The sequence below is a fragment of the Streptococcus equinus genome, assembly GCF_900104225.1.
GTDB lineage: Bacteria > Bacillota > Bacilli > Lactobacillales > Streptococcaceae > Streptococcus > Streptococcus equinus_D.
The window spans coordinates 16,382-38,207 of the sequence record NZ_FNJK01000009.1; the positions used below are offsets into that span (position 1 = coordinate 16,382).

The following is a 21,826-nucleotide window of genomic DNA, read 5'->3' on the forward strand; positions in this document are numbered from 1 at the left end:
TGTTCTAGTCAGTGCATGTCTGATGGGAGAAAGATGTAAGTATAACGGTGGTCATAATTACAATCCAGATCTTGTGGATTATGTTGCTGACAAGGAAGTGATAACCATTTGTCCAGAAGTTCTTGCGGGCTTGCCAACTCCCAGAGAACCTGTTGAATTGCGAGATGGTCATGTGATTGATGTTGCTGGTAATTGTTATGATGACCTTTTTGAAAAAGGGATTGAGCGTTGCCTAAGTGAGATTGCTGAAAAAGACATTGATTTAGCAGTTTTGCAATCGCGTAGTCCATCTTGTGGTGTTAATCAAATTTATGATGGAAACTTTTCTGGCCAAAAAGTGGCAGGAAGCGGGCTCTTTGCTCAAAAATTAAAATCACTTGGTTATCACGTTCTTGATGTCGAAGATATAAAACAATTGGAAGGAAAATAATGAAACCATTAATTTCAGTTATCATGGGTAGCAAATCAGATTGGGCTACCATGAAAAAAACAGCAGAAGTACTTGATCAATTTGGTGTGGCGTATGAAAAGAAAGTTGTTTCAGCTCATCGTACACCAGATTTGATGTTTAAGCACGCCGAAGAAGCAAGAGGGCGTGGCATTAAAGTGATTATTGCTGGTGCTGGTGGTGCTGCTCACTTGCCTGGTATGGTTGCAGCAAAAACAACACTTCCAGTTATTGGTGTTCCTGTGAAATCACGTGCTCTTAGTGGACTTGATTCTCTTTATTCAATCGTTCAAATGCCTGGTGGTGTTCCTGTGGCAACAATGGCGATTGGCGAATCAGGAGCTAAAAATGCTGCTCTTACAGCTCTTCGTATTTTAGCAATTGAAGATGTTGCTTTGGCAGAAAAACTAGAAAACTTTGCCATCGAACAAGGCAAAGCTGCGGAGGCATCAACTGATGAACTCGACTAAAACAATCGGAATTATCGGTGGTGGTCAATTAGGTCAAATGATGGCTATTTCAGCTATCTATATGGGTTATAAGGTAGTTACGTTGGACCCAACAGCAGATTGCCCCTCTTCACGTGTGAGTGATATGATTGTAGCGCCTTATGATGACGTTGAGGCAATGCGTGAATTAGCAGAGCGCTGTGATGTTCTCACATATGAGTTTGAAAATGTTGATGCAGATGCTTTGGATGCTGTTGTCAAAGATAATCAATTGCCACAAGGAACTGATCTTCTCAGGATTTCACAAAACCGTATTTTTGAGAAAAATTTCTTATCTCAAAAGGCAGGTGTAAAAGTAGCACCATACAAAGTTGTTACATCAAGCCTTGATCTTGAAGATATTGATTTGTCTAAGAATTATGTTTTGAAAACAGCAACTGGTGGCTACGATGGTCATGGTCAAATCGTCATTAAATCGGCAGATGACTTAGAAGCTGCTAATAAATTAGCTAATTCTTGTGAATGTGTTTTAGAAGAATTTGTCGACTTTGATCTTGAAATTTCAGTGATTGTTTCTGGTAATGGTAAAGATATGACCGTTTTCCCAGTGCAAGAAAATATTCACCGAAATAACATTCTATCTAAGACAATTGTTCCAGCACGTATTTCTGATGAACTAGCTAAAAAGGCGCAAGCAATGGCTGTTCAAATTGCTGAAAAATTAGATTTGTCTGGTACACTTTGCGTTGAAATGTTTGCGACACCTGATGATATCATTGTCAACGAAATCGCACCACGTCCACATAATTCAGGACATTACTCAATTGAGGCTTGTGACTTTTCACAATTTGATACGCACATTTTAGGTATTCTTGGTTTGCCACTTCCTAAAATTCATTTGCATCAACCAGCTGTAATGCTCAATGTTCTCGGACAACATATGGAAAAAGCGCAAGCTTATGTTAAGGAAAATCCTAGCGCTCACCTCCACCTTTATGGTAAACTAGAGGCGAAACATAACCGCAAAATGGGACACATTACTTTGTTTAGTAGTGAACCTGATACCATTGCGGAAATGGGTGAAGGAATGGATTTTTAAGGTGTTAATCGGAGGAAATATGCTGAAAATCATTGTTCATGCTTATGTTGATAATGCTGAGAAAGCTATCGTTGAAGTCGTTTTTGCTTCTTCTGATAAGTCTCGTATTTCTGAAAAAATGGCAGAACTGACAAATAAGTACCCCAATGATTACCTTGCTGTCTATGATTTACCACTTGATACAGATTTGACAACTTTACCTCACTATCCATCTGTTGAAATTGGTAAGGAAGATTTTAATTAAATGCGTTAGTTATTTTATTGATATATAACTTAAAAAAGGAAAGGAGATAGGGTTGTTAACCAAATTTGTTTAACACCCTTAATGTCTTAAACATGATCGATCGTTATTCACGCCCTGAGATGGCGGCAATTTGGAGTGAAGAAAACAAATACAAAGCTTGGCTTGAAGTTGAAATTTTAGCTGACGAAGCTTGGGCTGAATTAGGAGAAATTCCTAAAGAAGATGTGGCTAAAATCCGTGCTAACGCAAGTTTTGACGTTGACCGTATTTTGGAAATTGAACAACAAACACGCCATGACGTTGTAGCCTTCACTCGTGCAGTTTCTGAAAGTCTTGGTCAAGAACGTAAATGGGTTCACTATGGTTTGACATCAACTGACGTTGTTGATACAGCTTATGGTTACCTTTACAAACAAGCTAACGAAATCATCCGCAAAGATTTGCACAATTTCCTTGAAATCATTGCTAATAAAGCTAAAGAACATAAATTTACTATCATGATGGGACGTACTCACGGTGTTCATGCTGAACCAACAACATTTGGTTTGAAATTGGCAACTTGGTACAGCGAAATGAAACGTAATATCGAACGTTTTGAACATGCAGCTGCTGGCGTTGAAGCTGGTAAAATCTCAGGTGCTGTTGGTAACTTCGCTAATATTCCACCATTTGTTGAAGCTTATGTGTGTGAAAAACTTGGTATCCGTGCACAAGAAATTTCAACACAAGTTCTTCCACGTGATCTTCATGCTGAATATTTCGCTGTTCTTGCTAGCATCGCAACTTCAATTGAACGTATGGCAACTGAAATTCGTGGTCTTCAAAAATCTGAACAACGTGAAGTTGAAGAATACTTTGCCAAAGGTCAAAAAGGTAGCTCAGCTATGCCTCACAAACGCAACCCAATCGGTTCAGAAAATATGACAGGTCTTGCACGTGTCATTCGTGGTCATATGGTTACAGCTTACGAAAACGTGTCACTTTGGCATGAACGTGATATCTCACACTCATCTGCTGAACGTATCATTTCACCAGATACTACAATTCTTATCGATTACATGCTTAACCGTTTTGGTAACATCGTGAAAAACTTGACTGTTTTCCCAGAAAACATGATTCGCAATATGGGTTCTACATTTGGTCTTATCTTCAGTCAACGTGTTATGCTTAAATTGATTGAAAAAGGGATGACACGTGAACAAGCTTATGACCTTGTTCAACCTAAGACAGCTTATTCTTGGGATAATCAAGTTGACTTCAAACCACTTCTTGAAGCTGATGAAGAAGTCACTTCACGTCTAACACAAGAAGAAATTGATGAATTATTTAACCCATCATACTACACTAAACGTGTTGATGAAATCTTTAACCGTATCGGTTTAGGTGACTAATATTAAAAAAACACCTGAGATAATTATCTCAGGTGTTTTTTATTAAATCATTTATTAGAAAATTTGTTATCTTTAATGAAAATAGTTTGTTAAATGAAAGCGGTATGTTAAAATATGGAATATACAAATTTTTTAATAAATAGGAGATGGAAGTGGAAAAATTTGGGGAGAAGGTCCGCTTATTGCGGGAAGAAAAGGGAATTTCACGGGAAGAATTCTGCGGTGATGAAACAGAATTATCTGTGCGGCAATTAGCGAGAATCGAGTTGAATCAATCAATACCCAATCTCAGTAAAGCAAACTTCATTGCCAATCGTCTGGGAGTAAAATTAGGTACCTTAACTGATGGTGACAGTTTAGAATTGCCTAAGCGGTATGAAGAGTTAAAGTATTTGTTATTGCGAACGCCTACGTATGGAGATAAAGTGAGATTAGATCGTAAAAGTAAATATTTTGATGAAATTGCTGAAAAGTTTTATGATATCATTCCAGAAGAAGAGCGTTTGATTATTGATTGTATGCAGTCAAAATTTGATGTTCACTTTAGTGATGATGTTAATTTTGGTGAAGGTATTTTAAATGATTATTTTGGTCAGATCAGCCGCAAAAAAGTTTTTAACGTAAATGATTTGATTTTGCTTGACCTTTATTTTGCTTGTTTTTCATCCGCTAAGAAATTTGATGGAATCTATAGTTTGTCTATTTATGATGATTTGATGGGCAGGTTGATAGATCAAAAGCACATGTCACCAGAGACTGATTTAATTTTAAATAATGTGTTATTAAATAACATCGCTTTATCATTCCAGTTTGAGCGAGAATATTATATTGAACGTGTTATTAAATTAAGTGATAAAATTATGTCAGAAGTTCATGATTTTCAGCGTCGTCCAATTTTAAGTTTGGTAGAGTGGAAATATTATTTGAAGTTTAAACATGATTTTACAGCAGCAGAACGGTCTTTTACCAATGCAACATTATTTGCAAGGTTAGTTGGCGATACTTATTTAGAAAATAAATTAAAAGAAGAATGGAAAATTGATACAACAACATGACATTTTTGTCATGTTGTTTTTTCTTTTAACCAATTACAATAATATTAGAAATTGTAGAAAGGATAGAAGAAGCTAATGAGAATGATATTTTCAACGTTGTTGACAGCATGGTGGGGATTGTAACAACTATCAAAACAATTCACTGACGGCTCTCATTTTGGTATAATAGGGCTATGAGTAGAATTTTAGATAATGATGTTATGGGTGATGAAGAGTTTGTGGAACGTACGCTTCGTCCTCAGTATTTAAAAGAATATATTGGACAGGATAAGGTTAAGAATCAGCTGAAAATTTTTATTGAAGCTGCTAAATTACGAGATGAATCGCTTGACCATGTGTTATTGTTTGGCCCTCCGGGTCTTGGTAAGACAACAATGGCATTTGTGATTGCTAATGAATTAGGGGTAAATCTCAAACAAACATCTGGACCAGCAATTGAAAAAGCCGGGGATTTGGTTGCTATTTTAAATGATTTGGAACCAGGAGATGTTTTGTTTATTGATGAAATTCATCGTATGCCAATGGCGGTAGAAGAGGTGCTTTATAGTGCGATGGAAGATTTCTATATTGATATTATGATTGGTAATGGTGAGACTAGTCGTAGTGTTCATTTAGATTTACCTCCTTTTACTTTGATTGGTGCAACAACTCGAGCAGGTATGCTGTCAAATCCTTTACGTGCTCGTTTTGGGATTACGGGACACATGGAATATTATGCTGTTGAGGATTTGACTGAAATTGTGGAACGTACGGCAGATATTTTTGAAATGGAAATTGTCCACGAAGCTGCGCAAGAGTTGGCAAGACGTAGTCGAGGAACCCCTCGTATTGCGAATCGTTTGTTAAAACGTGTACGTGACTATGCCCAAATTATGGGAGATGGCATTATTACAAAAGATATTACTGATAAAGCATTAACGATGCTTGATGTTGATCATGAGGGACTTGATTACATTGATCAAAAAATCTTGCGTACCATGATTGAAGTATATAATGGTGGCCCTGTTGGTTTAGGGACGCTGTCTGTTAATATCGCTGAAGAGCGTGATACTGTTGAAGATATGTACGAGCCTTATCTGATTCAAAAAGGATTTATTATGCGAACACGTACAGGTCGTGTAGCAACTGCAAAGGCTTATGAACATTTAGGATATCCTTTTGCAGAGAAATAAATATTATCTTAAGGAAAGTTTAAGCAAGGCTTTATATACTATAACCATCCTAAAACTTTTCTTTTTCATAATCTCCGGAAAGAACCTTGGTTTGCCAAGGTTCTTTCTTTGCTTTTTAAAGAGTCAGTGATATGTGATATAATTGAAAAAAAGTTTTTAAAGGGAGAATTATGGAGTTAGAAGTTTTACGAAAGGATATCATTGTCAATCAGAAGAAAGGTCTACCATTCATCATTGCTTCCATCATCATCTGGGGGCTGATAACTTTGGTGACTACGTTAAATGCAACAATACAATTGCAGAATCTATTGATTTTTTGTTGCTCGTGTCCTCTATTACCCCTTTCTTGGTTAGTAGGGAAATGGCTGAAAGTTGATATTTTTTCTAAAGAAAATCCTTTAAGTCAATTAGGTTTTTTAGTTACTTGTAATCAATTGATTTATCTATTGATTGTTATGTGGGTATATAGTGCCTTACCTGCAAAGATGTTGATGGTTTATGCGATGGTTTTCGGAGCACATCTCTTGCCTTACTCTTGGCTTTACAAATCAAAGATTTATCTTGTGTTTTCAATTTTTATTCCGATACTTGCGCTGGTACTGGGACATGTGGCAAGTATGACTAGTTTTGGTTTAGTAATGGTGGTTGTGGAATTTATCTTTGCAGTTTTGTTAGAAATTGAGTTAAAGAAGAGTTAATGATTAAAGGTTCTTAGTTGTCTAAGAACTTTTTTGTAAAAATGAAAGGGCCCCACAAGTGGAGCCCTTTCAGGAGATTATGAAAAAGAAAAGTTTTAGGATTGTTTATATTATAAGAAGCTCGGCTTAATTTTTTCTTAAAGTTGAAAGATAAAGGAATTTACTGTGTGATAAGACTTCTTTTTTGCTATAATGATAAAAGAAGTTTTAATCAAGCAGTTATTGGCTACGAGGGAGAGAGAATGAAAAAAGTCTGTTTTGTTTGCTTAGGAAATATTTGTCGTAGTCCAATGGCTGAATTTGTGATGAAAGATTTGCTTTGTGATGACGAGTTAGTGATTGAAAGTCGTGCTACTTCTAGTTGGGAGCATGGCAATCCTATTCATCATGGGACACAAGGCATTTTTAAAAAGCATCATATTGCATATGATTATCAAAAATCATCGCAACAAATTTCATACCAAGATTTTCAGGACTTCGATTTTATTATTGGTATGGATAACAATAATGTGGCAGATTTAAAAGCGATGTCACAGGGGAGATTTGATGACAAAATCTTTCTTTTTGTTGATGGTGGTGTACCTGATCCATGGTTTACGGGTGATTTTGATGCTACCTATGATTTAGTTAAGCGTGGCTGTGAACAATGGCTAGCGCAACTAAGAAATTCTTAGAAGAGAAGTTGAGTAGAAATGAAAAAATTCGAAATAACCCGAGGTCGCTTAGAGCTTCTGACGGTTTTAATTCTTATTATTTGTGGGTTGTCGGTATTTACTTTATCGATGAAATCAAAAACAACATTAACTTATGACAATGGTAAAATCACATATACAGGTTATGTGGTTAATCATCGCATGAATGGTCAAGGTAAACTGACTTATGAAAATGGTGATTGTTACGAAGGTAATTTTAGTGATGGTGTTTTTGAAGGTCAGGGAGTCTTTACTTCACATTCTGGTTGGATTTATAAAGGTGAGTTTAAAAATGGTCAGCCTGACGGTGAGGGAACTTTGACAGCACAAAATGGTAAGGTATATACAGGAACCTTTAAACAGGGGATTTTTCAAAAATGAGAATAAAATGGTTTTCAATGGTTAGGGTAACAGGGCTTTTGTTAGTTCTGCTCTATCATTTCTTTAAAACGGCCTTTCCAGGTGGTTTTATTGGTGTTGATATTTTCTTTACTTTTTCAGGTTACTTGATTACAGCGTTGCTGATTGATGAGTATTCGAGAAATAAGAAAATAGATCTTTTAGGTTTTTACAAGAGACGATTTTATCGTATTGTTCCACCTTTAATTTTGATGATTTTGATTGTTATGCCATTTACTTACTTGGTACGTAGAGACTATGTGGCAAGTATTGGCAGTCAAGTTGCTGCAGCAATTGGATTTACAACGAATTTCTTTGAAATTATTACGGGGGGTAACTACGAGACACAATTTATCCCACATCTCTTTGTTCACACGTGGAGTTTGGCGATAGAGATGCATTTCTATTTGATTTGGGGATTTTTGGTTTGGTTATTGGGAAGACATCAGGATAATTTAGCAAAATTTCGTAGTTTGATTTTTGCCATTTCAGCAGCCTTTTTTGCTGGAAGTTTTCTATCGATGTTTATTCGAGCATTCTTTGTTGATAATGTTTCAGCCATTTACTTCTCTTCTTTGACACATAGTTTTCCATTCTTCTTAGGGGCCATGGCGGCAACGATGACTGGTATTAGAGAAACAACGATTCGTTTTAAAAAGAATGTCCGTTTATGGTCTATGAAACGCAGTATTATCACAATGCTAGTGAGCGCAGGACTTTTAGTTCTTTTGATGTTTACCTTGAAATTTGACCAACGTATTACTTATTTATTTGGTTTTGTTTTGGCAAGTTTATTTGCTACGGTGATGATTTATGCAGCGCGTGTCTTAAATGACCAAACTCCGAATGCCAAAGAGCCAGCGATTATTAATTACTTGGCAGATGTCAGTTATGGGGTCTATTTGTTCCACTGGCCGTTTTATATTATCTTTACACAGTTGATGTCAAATGGCTTAGCAGTATTTGTGACCGTTGTGCTTTCATTAGCTTTTTCAACTTTATCTTATTATGTAATTGAACCTTATCTTGCTGGAAAACCAGTTAAACCATTTGGAATTTCATTGGATTTACAACCTTACAAAAAATGGATTTATGGTGTGGCAGCTGCACTAGGCTTGATAACAGTGTTAACTGTTGTAACAGCTCCAGCTATGGGTGATTTTGAAACAGGTCTTTTGGTTAACTCACTTCAACAAGCACAGACAAATTTGAACCGTACTCATACAGTGACAGCAGGTGATGCAGGAGCATTGAGTGATGTTACAGTTATCGGTGATTCGGTTGCTCTTCGTTCAAGTGCGGCATTTTCAAATATCTTGCCAAATGCTCAATTAGATGCAGCGGTTAGTCGTAGTTTTGATAATGCCTTTGAAATTTTCCAAAATCAAATTTCGAGTGGGACTCTTTCTAAAACAACGGTTCTTGCCATTGGTGTAAATTCTCTTGATCATTATCAAGAAGATATTCAACAATTCATTGACGCTTTACCGGATGGTTACCGTTTAATTATTGTGACACCTTACAATGCTAGTGATGAGGCCCAAGTCAAACAAGCACGTAAATATGAGTTAAGTCTTCCGAAAACTTACAATTACATTACGATTGCTGACTGGTACAAAACAGCAACGGATCATCCGGAAATTTGGAATGGAACCGATGGTGTTCACTATAGCGATGCTAACACCACTGGTGCGAATCTTTACGTTAAAACAATTCAAAAAGCAATTAATAAATCAGCTAAGCTTCCAGCAAAAGGTGAAGCAAATAGTTAATATTGAAAGTCAACTTCGGTTGGCTTTTTTATTACAAAACTATCATTTTATGTCAGAAAACATAACGTTAAAAATATGTGAAAAGCACCTTTACATCAATGGTTTGTAGCGTTATAATACAGATGACATAAAAGGTAAGAAAAGAGGATTAAAGAAGTGGTTGATTTATTCTATGATGTTTTAGCAAGTGTTTGGATTGCTATTGCTGGAGTAGACTCACGTTGGGGTAACTAAATAAGCGTAAAAGCACTAAAAAGTGCTTTTTTTAATAAATAGCGTAAATTTGTATAAATTTTCTGATAATTATGATACAATGGGTGCAAGACTATCTAAAAATATGAGGAATTTGTGATGACGTTAATTTACCAATCAACTCGCGACGAAAATAACAAAGTAACTGCTAGCCAAGCTATCTTACAAGGATTGGCAACTGACGGCGGTTTGTTTACCCCTGTATCAATTCCAGAAGTAGCGTTGGATTTTGAAACTTTGAAAGACGCTTCATATCAAGAAGTAGCAAAATTAGTCCTATCAGCCTTCTTGGATGATTTCACTGAAGAAGAATTGACTTACTGTATTGATTCTGCTTATGATGAAAAATTTGACACTCCAGTAATTGCTCCAGTAGTTAAGTTGGGCGATCAATATAATCTTGAACTTTTCCATGGTTCAACAATCGCCTTTAAAGACATGGCTTTATCAATTTTGCCATACCTTTTGACAACATCAGCTAAAAAACAAGGTGTTGATAATAAAATTGTCATTTTGACAGCAACATCAGGAGATACTGGTAAAGCTGCTATGGCTGGTTTTGCAGATGTTCCAGGAACTGAAATCATTGTCTTTTATCCAAAAGATGGTGTCAGCAAAATCCAAGAACTTCAAATGACAACACAAACTGGTAACAATACGCATGTTGTGGCAATTACTGGTAACTTTGACGATGCTCAAACAGATGTTAAACGCATGTTCAATGATGTTGATTTACGTGAAAAATTACTTGCGCACAAAACACAATTTTCATCAGCTAACTCAATGAACGTTGGTCGTTTGGTACCGCAGGTTGTTTACTATGTTTATGCTTATGCGCAACTTGTTAAAGCGGGTCACATTAAAGCAGGTGAAAAAGTTAACTTCACTGTGCCAACAGGAAACTTCGGTAATATTCTGGCAGCTTACTATGCAAGTCAAATTGGTGTCCCAGTTGGTAAATTAATTTGTGCTTCGAATGAAAATAAAGTGTTAACTGATTTCTTCACAACAGGTACTTATGATAAAAAACGTGAATTTAAAGTGACAACAAGCCCATCAATGGATATCTTGGTATCATCTAACTTGGAACGTTTGATTTTCCATCTTCTAGGTAATGATGCCGCAAAAACCAAAGTGTTGATGGAAAAACTTGTTTCAGAAGGAGAATATACTCTTTCAGATGCTAACCAAGCTATTCTTGATATGTTTGAAGCTGGTTATGCAACAGAAGCTGAAACATCAGCTGAGATTAAACGTGTTTATGATGCTTCTGATTACATTGAAGATCCTCACACAGCAGTTGCTTCAGCTGTTTACCAAAAATACGTTGAACGTACAGGTGATCACACACCAACAGTAATTGCTTCAACAGCTAGTCCATATAAATTCCCGCGTGTAGCAGTGGAAGCAGTTAGTGGACAAGCACCAGCAGATGATTTTGCTGCGGTTAAAGAACTTGAAAAATTATCAGGTGTTGTCATTCCGAAAGCTGTTGACGGACTTGAAACAGCTGAAGTTCGCCACAAGACAGTTGTTGCAACAAGTGATATGCAAAAAGCTGTCGAGGAGTACTTAGGGCTTTAAAAAGCAGGAGCTGAGACTGGTTCTCAGCTTTTCTTTTTGTTACGATAGAAACATGAAACAAACAAAGAAAATTATTCGATTGGCTTTTCCAGCCATGATGGAAAATCTTTTGCAGATGCTCATGGGGGTAGTTGATAACTATCTTGTTGCACAAGTTGGTCTTGTTGCTATGTCTGGTGTCTCTGTAGCTAACAATATTATTACCATTTATCAAGCAATTTTTATTGCTCTTGGTGCGGCGGTTTCAAGCTTAGTCGCTAAGAGTATTGGGGAAAAGAATGCCAAGAAATCTCTTCATTATCAATCTGAGTCCTTGCTTATTACTTTAGGATTGAGTTTAGTTCTTGGCTTGATTTCTATTTTGCTTGGAAAAACAATTCTGACTTGGTTGGGAACTGAAGCGGCTGTTACTCAGGCTGGTGGTTTATATCTTGCTGTTGTGGGTGGTTTGATTTTTAGTTTGGGGTTGATGACCACCTTGAGTGCTTTTTTGCGAGCGTTGGGGAAGCCGCAACTTCCAATGTATATTAGTTTGTTGACAAATGTTTTGAATGCCGGTTTGTCAGCTATAGCTGTATTTGTTTTTCAATGGGGAATTCTTGGTGTTGCCTGTTCAACGGTTTTGTCACGCTTGATTGGAACTATGTTGCTAGCGAGTCAGTTGCCAATCAAAAAGATTATCAAAAATATTAGATGGATTTTGGATCGCGACTTGGTTAAGATCGCCTTGCCCGCTGCCGGCGAGCGTTTGATGATGCGTGCTGGTGATGTTGTTATTGTGGCTATTATCGTTAAATTTGGTACGGAAGTGGTAGCGGGAAATGCTATCGGAGAGACTTTGACTCAGTTTAACTATATGCCAGGGATGGGAGTAGCTACAGCGACTGTAATCTTAGTGGCGCATAGTCTTGGACAAAAGAATGTTCATGAAATTAAACAATTGGTAAGAGAATCTTACATAATTTCAGTTGTACTGATGCTTTTGGTTGGTGCTACGGTCTTCTTTTCCGGCGGGTATTTAACACACTTATTTACAAATAATCAAGCGGCTTTAGCTGCCAGTCTTGTTGTCTTGTTTTACTCTTTTGTTGGTGGACCGGCAACCGCTGGTACCTTAATTTTCACAGCAGCTTGGCAAGGTTTAGGGAATGCTAAATTACCATTTTACGCAACAACTTTTGGTATGTGGGTTATTCGAATTATTTCGGGCTATGTACTTGGTGTGAGCATGAATTTAGGTTTAACTGGAGTTTGGTTAGCGACAGTAGCAGATAATATTTTCCGTTGGATTTTTCTATATATACTTTATCGAAAATATATAAAAAATTTACAAGAATCTACTATTAAATAGCATCATTTTTTGCCAGATACTAGTCTGGCTTTTTTGTTGTAAAAAATGGAAGAAAATACTGAAAACATTTTCTTTTAAAAAAACGAAAAAAAGGGTGCAAAATCCTTGCAAACCACTGTTAAATCTGATATTATATACTGGTGCTGTTAATACAGTGACTTTAGCTATGATACAAGAGGTTGCGACACGCTCGGTTGCATTGCCACGCAAAAGCGTGTTGGTTTTCTTGAGGAGCTAGCCTATTATCTTAAATAGACGAAAAGGAGAAAAAGATGGCAAACAAAAAAATCCGTATCCGTTTGAAAGCATACGAACATCGTACACTTGACACAGCGGCAGAAAAAATTGTTGAAACTGCAACACGTACAGGTGCTTCAGTAGCTGGACCAGTTCCACTTCCAACTGAACGTAGCTTGTACACAATTATTCGTGCGACTCACAAATACAAAGACTCTCGCGAACAATTCGAAATGCGTACTCACAAACGCTTGATCGATATCATCAACCCAACTCAAAAAACAGTTGATGCTTTGATGAAATTGGATCTTCCAAGTGGTGTTAACGTAGAAATCAAACTTTAATAAGGATTTGATTCTTGAGCACAAAAAACGCTCGTTAAAAACTTTTTTGAGCATAAAAAACGCTCATTAAAAACTTTTTAAATAAATAAAGTAAAGGAAATATTTTCTCATGACAAAAGGAATCTTAGGGAAAAAAGTGGGAATGACTCAAATCTTCACTGAATCTGGTGAATTCATCCCTGTTACTGTCATCGAAGCAACTCCAAACGTTGTGCTTCAAGTGAAAACTGTTGAAACAGACGGTTATGAAGCTGTTCAAGTTGGTTTTGACGACAAACGTGAAGTATTGAGCAACAAACCTGCCAAAGGCCATGTAGCAAAAGCTAACACAGCTCCTAAGCGCTTCATTCGTGAATTCAAAAACATTGAAGGCTTGGAAGTTGGTCAAGAAATCACAGTTGATACATTCGAAGCTGGAGATGTTGTTGATGTAACTGGTACATCTAAAGGTAAAGGTTTCCAAGGTGTTATCAAACGCCATGGTCAAGCTCGTGGACCAATGGCTCACGGTTCTCGTTATCACCGTCGTCCAGGTTCTATGGGACCTGTTGCGCCTAACCGTGTTTTCAAAAACAAACACTTGGCAGGACGTATGGGTGGTAACCGTGTGACAATCCAAAACCTTGAAGTTGTCCAAGTTATCCCAGAGAAAAACGTTATCCTTATCAAAGGTAACGTACCAGGTGCTAAGAAATCTCTTATCACTATCAAATCAGCAGTTAAGGCTGCTAAATAATAAGAAAGGAGAAAACAGTTAAAATGGCAAACGTAAAACTATTTGACCAAACTGGTAAAGAAGTTAGCTCAGTTGAATTGAACGACGCTATCTTCGGTATCGAACCAAACGAATCAGTAGTGTTTGATGTTGTTATCAGCCAACGCGCTAGCCTTCGCCAAGGTACTCACGCAGTTAAAAACCGCTCTGCAGTATCTGGTGGTGGTCGTAAACCATGGCGTCAAAAAGGAACTGGACGCGCTCGTCAAGGTTCTATCCGCTCACCACAATGGCGTGGTGGTGGTGTAGTCTTCGGACCAACTCCACGTTCATACGGATACAAACTTCCACAAAAAGTTCGTCGCCTTGCATTGAAATCAGTTTACTCAGCTAAAGTTGCTGAAGAAAAATTTGTAGCTGTAGAAAGCCTTTCATTTGCAGCTCCAAAAACTGCTGAATTCGCAAACGTACTTTCAGCTCTTAACGTTGACTCAAAAGTACTTGTAATCCTTGAAGAAGGTAATGAATTTGCAGCACTTTCTGCACGTAACCTTCCAAACGTTAAAGTTGCAACTGCAACAACTGCAAGTGTTCTTGATATCGTAAACAGCGACAAACTTCTTGTTACTAAAGAAGCAATCTCTACAATCGAGGAGGTTCTTGCATAATGAATTTGTACGACGTAATCAAAAAACCAGTTATCACTGAAAAATCAATGTACGACCTCGAAGCAGGTAAATATACATTTGAAGTTGACTCTCGTGCGCACAAACTTTTGATCAAACAAGCTGTTGAAGCTGCTTTTGATGGAGTTAAAGTTGCAAACGTGAACACTGTAACAGTTAAACCAAAAGCTAAACGTGTTGGTCGTTACACTGGTTTCACTTCAAAAACTAAAAAAGCTATCATCACTCTTACAGCTGATTCTAAAGCAATCGAGTTGTTTGCAGCTGAAGCTGAATAATCTAAGGAGGAAATAACGTGGGTATTAAAGCTTATAAACCAACGACAAATGGTCGTCGTAATATGACTTCTTTGGATTTTGCTGAAATCACTACAAGCACTCCTGAGAAATCATTGCTTGTTTCACTTAAAAACAAAGCTGGTCGTAACAACAACGGTCGCATCACTGTACGTCACCAAGGTGGCGGTCACAAACGTCACTACCGTTTGATTGACTTCAAACGTAACAAAGATGGCGTTGAAGCAGTTGTTAAAACTATCGAGTACGATCCAAACCGTACAGCTAACATCGCTCTTGTACACTACACTGATGGTGTGAAAACTTACATCCTTGCACCTAAAGGTCTTGAAGTTGGTCAACGTATCGTTTCAGGTCCAGATGCAGATATCAAAGTTGGTAATGCTCTTCCACTTGCTAACATCCCTGTTGGTACAGTTATTCACAACATCGAACTTCAACCAGGTAAAGGTGCTGAATTGATCCGTGCCGCTGGTGCATCTGCACAAGTACTTGGTCAAGAAGGTAAATATGTTCTTGTTCGTCTTCAATCAGGCGAAGTTCGTATGATTCTTGGAACTTGCCGTGCTACAATCGGTACAGTTGGTAACGAACAACAAGTTCTTGTTAACCTTGGTAAAGCTGGTCGCAGCCGTTGGATGGGTGTCCGTCCTACAGTTCGTGGTTCTGTAATGAACCCTAATGATCACCCACACGGTGGTGGTGAAGGTAAAGCACCAGTTGGACGTAAAGCGCCATCTACTCCTTGGGGTAAACCTGCGCTTGGTCTTAAAACTCGTAACAAAAAAGCTCAATCTGACAAACTTATCATTCGTCGTCGTAACGATAAATAATCTGTCAGTCGCTTAATTAATAATCATCCGCCAGCTCGGTAGTGTGCATTTATGCACACAGGCCGCTGTGGTACTATATTTAAAGGAGAAAACTACAAAATGGGACGTAGTCTTAAAAAAGGACCTTTCGTCGATGAGCATTTGATGAAAAAAGTTGAAGCTCAAGCAAATGACGAAAAGAAAAAAGTAATTAAAACTTGGTCACGTCGTTCAACGATTTTCCCAAGTTTCATTGGTTATACAATCGCAGTTTATGATGGACGTAAACACGTACCAGTTTACATTCAAGAAGACATGGTAGGTCACAAACTTGGTGAATTCGCACCAACTCGTACTTACAAAGGTCACGCATCAGACGATAAGAAAACACGTTAATAGGGGGAGGACACAATGGCAGAAATTACTTCAGCTAAAGCAATGGCTCGTACAGTCCGTGTTTCACCTCGTAAAACACGTCTTGTACTTGATCTTATCCGTGGTAAGAAAGTTGCTGACGCAATCGCAATCTTGAAATTCACTCCAAACAAAGCAGCTCGTGTAGTTGAAAAAGTTCTTAACTCTGCTATCGCTAACGCAGAAAATAACTTTGGTTTGGAAAAAGCTAACTTGGTAGTATCTGAAACTTTCGCAAACGAAGGACCAACAATGAAACGTTTCCGTCCACGTGCTAAAGGTTCAGCTTCACCAATCAACAAACGCACAACTCACGTAACAGTAGTTGTGTCAGAAAAATAAGGAGGTAAAATCGTGGGTCAAAAAGTACATCCAATTGGTATGCGTGTCGGAATCATCCGTGATTGGGATGCGAAATGGTATGCTGAAAAAGAATACGCGGATTACCTTCATGAAGATCTTGCAATCCGCAAATTCATCCAAACAGAATTGGCAGACGCTTCAGTTTCACGTATTGAAATTGAACGTGCTGTAAATAAAGTAATTGTTTCACTTCATACTGCTAAACCAGGTATGGTTATCGGTAAAGGTGGAGCTAACGTTGACGCTCTTCGCGTTAAACTTAACAAATTGACTGGAAAACAAGTTCACATCAACATCGTTGAAATCAAACAACCTGATTTGGACGCACACCTTGTTGGTGAAAACATTGCACGTCAACTTGAACAACGTGTTGCTTTCCGTCGCGCTCAAAAACAAGCTATCCAACGTACAATGCGTGCAGGTGCTAAAGGTATCAAAACTCAAGTATCTGGTCGTTTGAACGGTGCTGATATCGCTCGTGCTGAAGGTTACTCAGAAGGAACTGTTCCACTTCACACACTTCGTGCAGATATCGACTACGCTTGGGAAGAAGCTGACACTACTTACGGTAAACTTGGTGTTAAAGTTTGGATCTACCGTGGTGAAGTTCTTCCAGCTCGTAAAAACACTAAAGGAGGCAAATAACAAATGTTAGTACCTAAACGTGTTAAACACCGTCGCGAATTCCGTGGAAAAATGCGCGGTGAAGCTAAAGGTGGTAAAGAAGTCGCATTCGGTGAATACGGTCTTCAAGCTACTACTAGCCACTGGATCACAAACCGTCAAATCGAAGCTGCCCGTATCGCAATGACTCGTTACATGAAACGTGGTGGTAAAGTTTGGATTAAAATCTTCCCACACAAATCATACACTGCTAAAGCTATCGGTGTACGTATGGGTTCTGGTAAAGGGGCACCTGAAGGTTGGGTAGCACCAGTTAAACGTGGTAAAGTTATGTTCGAAATCGCTGGTGTACCTGAAGAAGTTGCACGTGAAGCACTTCGTCTTGCTAGCCACAAATTGCCAGTTAAGACTAAATTCGTGAAACGTGAAGCAGAATAAGGAGAAATCATGAAACTTCAAGAAATTAAAGATTTTGTTAAAGAGCTTCGTGGTCTTTCTCAAGAAGAACTTGCTAAGAAAGAAAACGAACTTAAGAAAGAACTTTTTGATCTTCGTTTCCAAGCTGCAGCAGGTCAACTTGATCAAACTGCTCGTTTGAACGAAGTTAAAAAACAAATTGCACGTGTTAAAACAGTGCAATCTGAAAAGAAATAATAGATTGGGAAAGGAGAAATTCTAATAATGGAACGTAATCAACGTAAAACCCTTGTTGGACGCGTAGTATCTGACAAAATGGATAAAACAATCACTGTTGTAGTTGAAACTAAACGTAACCACCCAGTCTATGGTAAACGTATCAACTATTCTAAAAAATACAAAGCACATGATGAAAACAACGTTGCTAAAGAAGGCGATATCGTTCGTATCATGGAAACTCGTCCACTTTCAGCTACAAAACGCTTCCGTCTTGTAGAAGTTGTGGAAGAAGCTGTTATTATCTAATCAAACTAAAAGGAGAAATTTGAAATGATTCAACAAGAAACTCGCTTGAAAGTTGCTGATAATAGCGGTGCTCGTGAGATCTTGACTATCAAAGTTCTTGGTGGTTCAGGACGTAAATTCGCTAACATCGGTGACGTAATCGTTGCTTCTGTAAAACAAGCTACTCCTGGTGGAGCTGTTAAAAAAGGTGATGTCGTAAAAGCTGTAGTTGTTCGTACTAAAACTGGTGCACGCCGTCCAGACGGTTCATACATCAAATTTGACGACAACGCTGCTGTAATCATCCGTGATGACAAAACTCCTCGCGGAACTCGTATCTTCGGCCCTGTTGCACGTGAATTGCGTGAAGGTGGCTTCATGAAGATCGTATCACTTGCACCAGAAGTACTTTAATTCATAAACACAAACTAAGTCCCCTGCTTTTGCAGGGTGCCCATTAGGGCGTAAGAAATAATAGGAGAAAAACCAAATGTTTGTAAAAAAAGGCGATAAAGTTCGCGTTATTGCTGGTAAGGACAAAGGCGTTGAAGCTGTAGTTCTTAAAGCCCTTCCTAAAGTCAACAAAGTTGTTGTTGAAGGTGTTGCTATTGTTAAAAAACATCAAAAACCAAACAACGTAAACCCTCAAGGTGCTATCGTGGAAAAAGAAGCACCAATCCATGTGTCTAACGTTCAAGTTCTTGACAAAAATGGTGTTGCAGGACGTGTTGGTTACAAAGTTGTAGACGGCAAAAAAGTTCGTTACAACAAAAAATCAGGCGAAGTGCTTGATTAATCACGAAGGAAAGGAGAAAGTATATAATGGCAAATCGCTTAAAAGAAAAATACACTAACGAAGTAGTTCCTGCTTTGACTGAAAAATTCAACTACACTTCAGTTATGGCTGTCCCAAAAGTTGAGAAAATCGTTCTTAACATGGGTGTTGGTGATGCTGTAAATAACGCTAAAAACCTTGAAAAAGCTGCTGCTGAATTGGCACTTATTTCAGGTCAAAAACCATTGATTACTAAAGCTAAGAAATCAATCGCTGGCTTCCGTCTTCGTGAAGGTGTAGCGATCGGTGCAAAAGTTACCCTTCGTGGTGAACGTATGTACGAATTCTTAGATAAATTGGTAACTGTTTCACTTCCACGTGTGCGTGACTTCCACGGTGTTCCAACAAAATCATTTGACGGACGTGGTAACTACACACTTGGTGTGAAAGAACAATTGATCTTCCCAGAAATCAACTTTGATGATGTTGATAAAGTACGTGGTCTTGATATTGTTATCGTAACTACTGCTAACACTGACGAAGAAGGTCGTGAATTGCTTAAAGGCCTTGGAATGCCTTTTGCAAAATAATTTAGGAGGTAAATCAATTGGCTAAAAAATCTATGATTGCTAAGAATCATCGCCCTGCGAAATTCTCTACGCAAGCTTACACTCGTTGCGAACGTTGTGGTCGTCCACATTCAGTTTACCGCAAATTCAAACTTTGCCGTGTTTGCTTCCGTGAGTTAGCTTACAAAGGTCAAATTCCAGGCGTTACCAAAGCTTCTTGGTAAGTCGATGATATAAGAAACCAGACTGAACTAGCCAAAGTGGTAAGTTGTTTTAACAATTTTCTGCTTGGCACCGTTCATGATGGGTTCAAGAATATTGCTTGAACAAAATTAAGCCCTAGGGCTACATTAACTAGCAAGTGAACACATTCAAACTACTAGTAAGAGGAGAATATATAAATGGTTATGACTGACCCAATTGCAGACTTTTTGACACGCATTCGTAACGCTAACCAAGCAAAACACGAAGTGCTTGAAGTACCTGCATCAAATATCAAAAAAGGGATTGCTGAAATCCTTAAACGCGAAGGTTTCGTGAAAAACGTTGAAGTTATCGAAGACGATAAACAAGGTATCATCCGTGTATTCCTTAAATACGGACAAAACGGTGAACGTGTTATCACTAACTTGAAACGTATTTCTAAACCAGGTCTTCGTGTTTACGCAAAACGTGAAGATGTTCCTAAAGTTCTTAACGGACTTGGAATTGCAATCATCTCTACATCAGAAGGTCTTTTGACTGACAAAGAAGCTCGTCAAAAGAACGTTGGTGGAGAAGTTATTGCTTACGTTTGGTAAGATAAAGACTTTACTTCAATTTTCATTGAGGAAAGTTTCTTACTTGAAATAATGGACTATAATACAGCTACTGTATATTAGTCGCCCCGTGAAAACTCGTCGCTTTGTGCGGCTTGACAATTTAACAGGAGAAAATAAAACTATGTCACGTATTGGTAATAAAGTTATCAACTTGCCTGCTGGTGTAGAAGTTACTAACAACAACAACGTAGTAACTGTTAAAGGACCTAAAGGCGAACTCACTCGTGAGTTTAACAAAAACATTGAAATCAAAGTTGAAGGAACTGAAGTTTCACTTCACCGTCCAAACGACTCAAAAGAAATGAAAACAATCCATGGTACAGCTCGTGCTAACTTGAACAACATGGTAATTGGTGTTTCTGAAGGTTTCAAAAAAGAACTTGAAATGCGCGGGGTTGGTTACCGTGCACAACTTCAAGGTTCAAAACTTGTACTTTCTGTAGGTAAATCTCACCAAGACGAAGTAGAAGCTCCAGAAGGAATTTCATTTGAAGTACCATCTGCAACTTCAATCGTCGTTAACGGTATCAGCAAAGAAGTTGTTGGTCAAACAGCTGCTTACATCCGTAGCCTTCGTGCTCCAGAACCTTACAAAGGTAAAGGTATCCGTTACGTTGGTGAATACGTACGTCGTAAAGAAGGTAAAACAGGTAAATAATAGTTTATGGGATGTCTTGCGAGATTTATTCTCGCAGAACTCATATGCTAACATTTATAAAAATAATGTCGTTTTGACATTAATCAATTAATTAAGAGGTGAAAATTGTGATTTCGAAACCAGATAAAAACAAAATCCGCCAAAAACGCCACCGTCGCGTTCGCGGTAAACTCTCTGGAACTGCTGATCGCCCACGTTTGAACGTTTTCCGTTCTAATACAGGCATCTACGCTCAAGTTATTGATGACGTAGCGGGTGTAACGCTCGCAAGTGCATCAACTCTTGATAAAGAAGTTTCTAAAGGAACTAAAACAGAACAAGCCGTTGTTGTCGGTAAACTTGTTGCTGAACGCGCAGTAGCTAAAGGTATTTCTGAAGTGGTGTTTGACCGCGGTGGATATCTCTATCACGGACGTGTTAAAGCTTTGGCTGACTCAGCTCGTGAAAACGGATTGAAATTCTAATAGGGAGGACACTTAATAATGGCATTTAAAGATAATGCAGTTGAACTTGAAGAACGCGTTGTTGCGATCAACCGTGTTACAAAAGTTGTTAAAGGTGGACGTCGTCTTCGCTTTGCTGCTCTTGTAGTTGTTGGTGACCGTAATGGTCGTGTAGGTTTCGGTACTGGTAAAGCTCAAGAAGTACCAGAAGCTATTCGTAAAGCTGTTGAAGACGCTAAGAAAAACTTGATCGAAGTACCTATGGTTGGTACAACAATTCCTCACGAAGTTCGTTCAGAATTTGGTGGAGCTAAAGTATTGTTGAAACCTGCTGTAGAAGGTGCTGGGGTTGCCGCTGGTGGTGCTGTACGTGCCGTCATCGAATTGGCTGGTGTTGCAGATGTTACATCTAAATCACTTGGCTCAAACACTCCAATCAACATCGTTCGTGCAACTGTTGAAGGTTTGAAACAACTTAAACGTGCAGAAGAAGTTGCTGCTCTTCGCGGTATTTCAGTTTCTGATTTAGCATAAGAAAGGGG

The 21,826-nt window shown here is 38.3% G+C and carries 32 protein-coding genes; all 32 read left to right on the forward strand.

Features of this window, described 5'->3' with window-relative positions:
• Positions 1-22: 22 nt before the first annotated feature.
• The 32 genes from BLP98_RS08630 (at position 23) to rpsE (ending at position 21,818) form a co-directional block, all read left to right on the forward strand.
• On the forward strand, positions 23-430 hold the full coding sequence (locus tag BLP98_RS08630; RefSeq protein WP_234792820.1) for a 2-thiouracil desulfurase family protein: 408 nt from the start codon (positions 23-25) through the stop codon (positions 428-430).
• Positions 430-918, forward strand: a complete 489-nt coding sequence (purE, locus tag BLP98_RS08635) for a 5-(carboxyamino)imidazole ribonucleotide mutase (RefSeq protein ID WP_074482924.1) — start codon at positions 430-432, stop codon at positions 916-918. Before BLP98_RS08630 ends, purE begins: the two co-directional genes overlap by 1 nt.
• A complete protein-coding gene (gene purK, locus BLP98_RS08640; RefSeq protein ID WP_074482925.1) occupies positions 905-1,996 on the forward strand; it encodes a 5-(carboxyamino)imidazole ribonucleotide synthase in 1,092 nt (363 codons plus the stop codon). The genes purE and purK overlap by 14 nt, the downstream gene beginning before the upstream one ends.
• Before the next feature lie 19 nt (positions 1,997-2,015).
• Positions 2,016-2,240 (forward strand): phosphoribosylaminoimidazole carboxylase, encoded by a 225-nt coding sequence (locus BLP98_RS08645; RefSeq protein WP_074482942.1) that lies wholly within the window; start codon positions 2,016-2,018, stop codon positions 2,238-2,240.
• A 92-nt stretch (positions 2,241-2,332) separates the two neighbouring features.
• Positions 2,333-3,631, forward strand: coding sequence for an adenylosuccinate lyase (gene purB, locus BLP98_RS08650; RefSeq protein ID WP_074482943.1), 1,299 nt, complete (start codon positions 2,333-2,335; stop codon positions 3,629-3,631).
• Positions 3,632-3,777: 146 nt separating this feature from the next.
• The gene (locus BLP98_RS08655) at positions 3,778-4,686 is read left to right on the forward strand and encodes a helix-turn-helix domain-containing protein (RefSeq protein WP_074482926.1); all 909 of its coding nucleotides are present in this window, start codon (positions 3,778-3,780) and stop codon (positions 4,684-4,686) included.
• 173 nt (positions 4,687-4,859) lie between these two features.
• The gene (gene ruvB, locus BLP98_RS08660) at positions 4,860-5,858 is read left to right on the forward strand and encodes a Holliday junction branch migration DNA helicase RuvB (protein WP_074482927.1); all 999 of its coding nucleotides are present in this window, start codon (positions 4,860-4,862) and stop codon (positions 5,856-5,858) included.
• Positions 5,859-6,028: 170 nt separating this feature from the next.
• Complete coding sequence (locus BLP98_RS08665; protein WP_074482928.1) at positions 6,029-6,556, forward strand: DUF7010 family protein; 528 nt, start codon at positions 6,029-6,031, stop codon at positions 6,554-6,556.
• 242 nt (positions 6,557-6,798) lie between these two features.
• Positions 6,799-7,230, forward strand: coding sequence for a low molecular weight protein-tyrosine-phosphatase (locus tag BLP98_RS08670; RefSeq protein ID WP_074482929.1), 432 nt, complete (start codon positions 6,799-6,801; stop codon positions 7,228-7,230).
• An 18-nt stretch (positions 7,231-7,248) separates the two neighbouring features.
• Complete coding sequence (locus BLP98_RS08675; protein WP_074482930.1) at positions 7,249-7,629, forward strand: MORN repeat-containing protein; 381 nt, start codon at positions 7,249-7,251, stop codon at positions 7,627-7,629.
• Positions 7,626-9,419 (forward strand): acyltransferase family protein, encoded by a 1,794-nt coding sequence (locus tag BLP98_RS08680; RefSeq protein ID WP_074482931.1) that lies wholly within the window; start codon positions 7,626-7,628, stop codon positions 9,417-9,419. The genes BLP98_RS08675 and BLP98_RS08680 overlap by 4 nt, the downstream gene beginning before the upstream one ends.
• Positions 9,420-9,770: 351 nt before the next feature.
• The gene (thrC, locus tag BLP98_RS08685; protein ID WP_074482932.1) at positions 9,771-11,255 is read left to right on the forward strand and encodes a threonine synthase; all 1,485 of its coding nucleotides are present in this window, start codon (positions 9,771-9,773) and stop codon (positions 11,253-11,255) included.
• A 52-nt stretch (positions 11,256-11,307) separates the two neighbouring features.
• Complete coding sequence (locus BLP98_RS08690; RefSeq protein WP_074482933.1) at positions 11,308-12,606, forward strand: MATE family efflux transporter; 1,299 nt, start codon at positions 11,308-11,310, stop codon at positions 12,604-12,606.
• A gap of 272 nt (positions 12,607-12,878) precedes the next feature.
• The gene (gene rpsJ / locus BLP98_RS08700) at positions 12,879-13,187 is read left to right on the forward strand and encodes a 30S ribosomal protein S10 (RefSeq protein ID WP_006531319.1); all 309 of its coding nucleotides are present in this window, start codon (positions 12,879-12,881) and stop codon (positions 13,185-13,187) included.
• Between the two features lie 109 nt (positions 13,188-13,296).
• Positions 13,297-13,923, forward strand: coding sequence for a 50S ribosomal protein L3 (rplC, locus tag BLP98_RS08705; RefSeq protein ID WP_003067226.1), 627 nt, complete (start codon positions 13,297-13,299; stop codon positions 13,921-13,923).
• Between the two features lie 23 nt (positions 13,924-13,946).
• Positions 13,947-14,570 (forward strand): 50S ribosomal protein L4, encoded by a 624-nt coding sequence (gene rplD, locus BLP98_RS08710; protein ID WP_003067225.1) that lies wholly within the window; start codon positions 13,947-13,949, stop codon positions 14,568-14,570.
• Positions 14,570-14,866, forward strand: coding sequence for a 50S ribosomal protein L23 (locus BLP98_RS08715; RefSeq protein ID WP_003062842.1), 297 nt, complete (start codon positions 14,570-14,572; stop codon positions 14,864-14,866). The genes rplD and BLP98_RS08715 overlap by 1 nt, the downstream gene beginning before the upstream one ends.
• 17 nt (positions 14,867-14,883) lie before the next feature.
• Entirely contained in the window at positions 14,884-15,717 is an 834-nt protein-coding gene (gene rplB, locus BLP98_RS08720; protein WP_074482935.1) for a 50S ribosomal protein L2, read from the forward strand.
• A 99-nt stretch (positions 15,718-15,816) separates the two neighbouring features.
• Positions 15,817-16,092, forward strand: a complete 276-nt coding sequence (rpsS, locus tag BLP98_RS08725; RefSeq protein ID WP_074482936.1) for a 30S ribosomal protein S19 — start codon at positions 15,817-15,819, stop codon at positions 16,090-16,092.
• Positions 16,093-16,107: 15 nt separating this feature from the next.
• Positions 16,108-16,452 carry a 50S ribosomal protein L22 gene (rplV, locus tag BLP98_RS08730; protein WP_074482937.1) on the forward strand — a complete coding sequence of 115 codons (345 nt, stop codon included), beginning with the start codon at positions 16,108-16,110 and terminating at the stop codon, positions 16,450-16,452.
• Positions 16,453-16,464: 12 nt separating this feature from the next.
• Positions 16,465-17,118, forward strand: a complete 654-nt coding sequence (gene rpsC / locus BLP98_RS08735) for a 30S ribosomal protein S3 (protein WP_021141408.1) — start codon at positions 16,465-16,467, stop codon at positions 17,116-17,118.
• A gap of 3 nt (positions 17,119-17,121) precedes the next feature.
• Positions 17,122-17,535, forward strand: coding sequence for a 50S ribosomal protein L16 (gene rplP / locus BLP98_RS08740; protein ID WP_003029477.1), 414 nt, complete (start codon positions 17,122-17,124; stop codon positions 17,533-17,535).
• A gap of 9 nt (positions 17,536-17,544) precedes the next feature.
• Entirely contained in the window at positions 17,545-17,751 is a 207-nt protein-coding gene (gene rpmC / locus BLP98_RS08745; protein ID WP_003062854.1) for a 50S ribosomal protein L29, read from the forward strand.
• Positions 17,752-17,778: 27 nt separating this feature from the next.
• Entirely contained in the window at positions 17,779-18,039 is a 261-nt protein-coding gene (gene rpsQ, locus BLP98_RS08750; RefSeq protein ID WP_002885836.1) for a 30S ribosomal protein S17, read from the forward strand.
• Positions 18,040-18,063: 24 nt separating this feature from the next.
• The gene (rplN, locus tag BLP98_RS08755) at positions 18,064-18,432 is read left to right on the forward strand and encodes a 50S ribosomal protein L14 (RefSeq protein WP_020916217.1); all 369 of its coding nucleotides are present in this window, start codon (positions 18,064-18,066) and stop codon (positions 18,430-18,432) included.
• Positions 18,433-18,508: 76 nt separating this feature from the next.
• Positions 18,509-18,814, forward strand: a complete 306-nt coding sequence (rplX, locus tag BLP98_RS08760) for a 50S ribosomal protein L24 (RefSeq protein WP_003067218.1) — start codon at positions 18,509-18,511, stop codon at positions 18,812-18,814.
• Positions 18,815-18,840: 26 nt separating this feature from the next.
• Complete coding sequence (gene rplE / locus BLP98_RS08765; RefSeq protein WP_003067215.1) at positions 18,841-19,383, forward strand: 50S ribosomal protein L5; 543 nt, start codon at positions 18,841-18,843, stop codon at positions 19,381-19,383.
• Positions 19,384-19,400: 17 nt separating this feature from the next.
• The gene (locus BLP98_RS08770; protein ID WP_003062863.1) at positions 19,401-19,586 is read left to right on the forward strand and encodes a type Z 30S ribosomal protein S14; all 186 of its coding nucleotides are present in this window, start codon (positions 19,401-19,403) and stop codon (positions 19,584-19,586) included.
• Positions 19,587-19,763: 177 nt separating this feature from the next.
• On the forward strand, positions 19,764-20,162 hold the full coding sequence (rpsH, locus tag BLP98_RS08775; RefSeq protein WP_006531328.1) for a 30S ribosomal protein S8: 399 nt from the start codon (positions 19,764-19,766) through the stop codon (positions 20,160-20,162).
• 142 nt (positions 20,163-20,304) lie between these two features.
• Entirely contained in the window at positions 20,305-20,841 is a 537-nt protein-coding gene (rplF, locus tag BLP98_RS08780) for a 50S ribosomal protein L6 (protein WP_074482938.1), read from the forward strand.
• 107 nt (positions 20,842-20,948) lie between these two features.
• The gene (gene rplR, locus BLP98_RS08785; RefSeq protein WP_003001342.1) at positions 20,949-21,305 is read left to right on the forward strand and encodes a 50S ribosomal protein L18; all 357 of its coding nucleotides are present in this window, start codon (positions 20,949-20,951) and stop codon (positions 21,303-21,305) included.
• 18 nt (positions 21,306-21,323) lie between these two features.
• Positions 21,324-21,818: a 30S ribosomal protein S5 gene (rpsE, locus tag BLP98_RS08790; protein WP_003067208.1), complete on the forward strand. Its 495-nt coding sequence runs from the start codon at positions 21,324-21,326 to the stop codon at positions 21,816-21,818.
• The last annotated feature ends 8 nt before the right edge of the window (positions 21,819-21,826 follow it).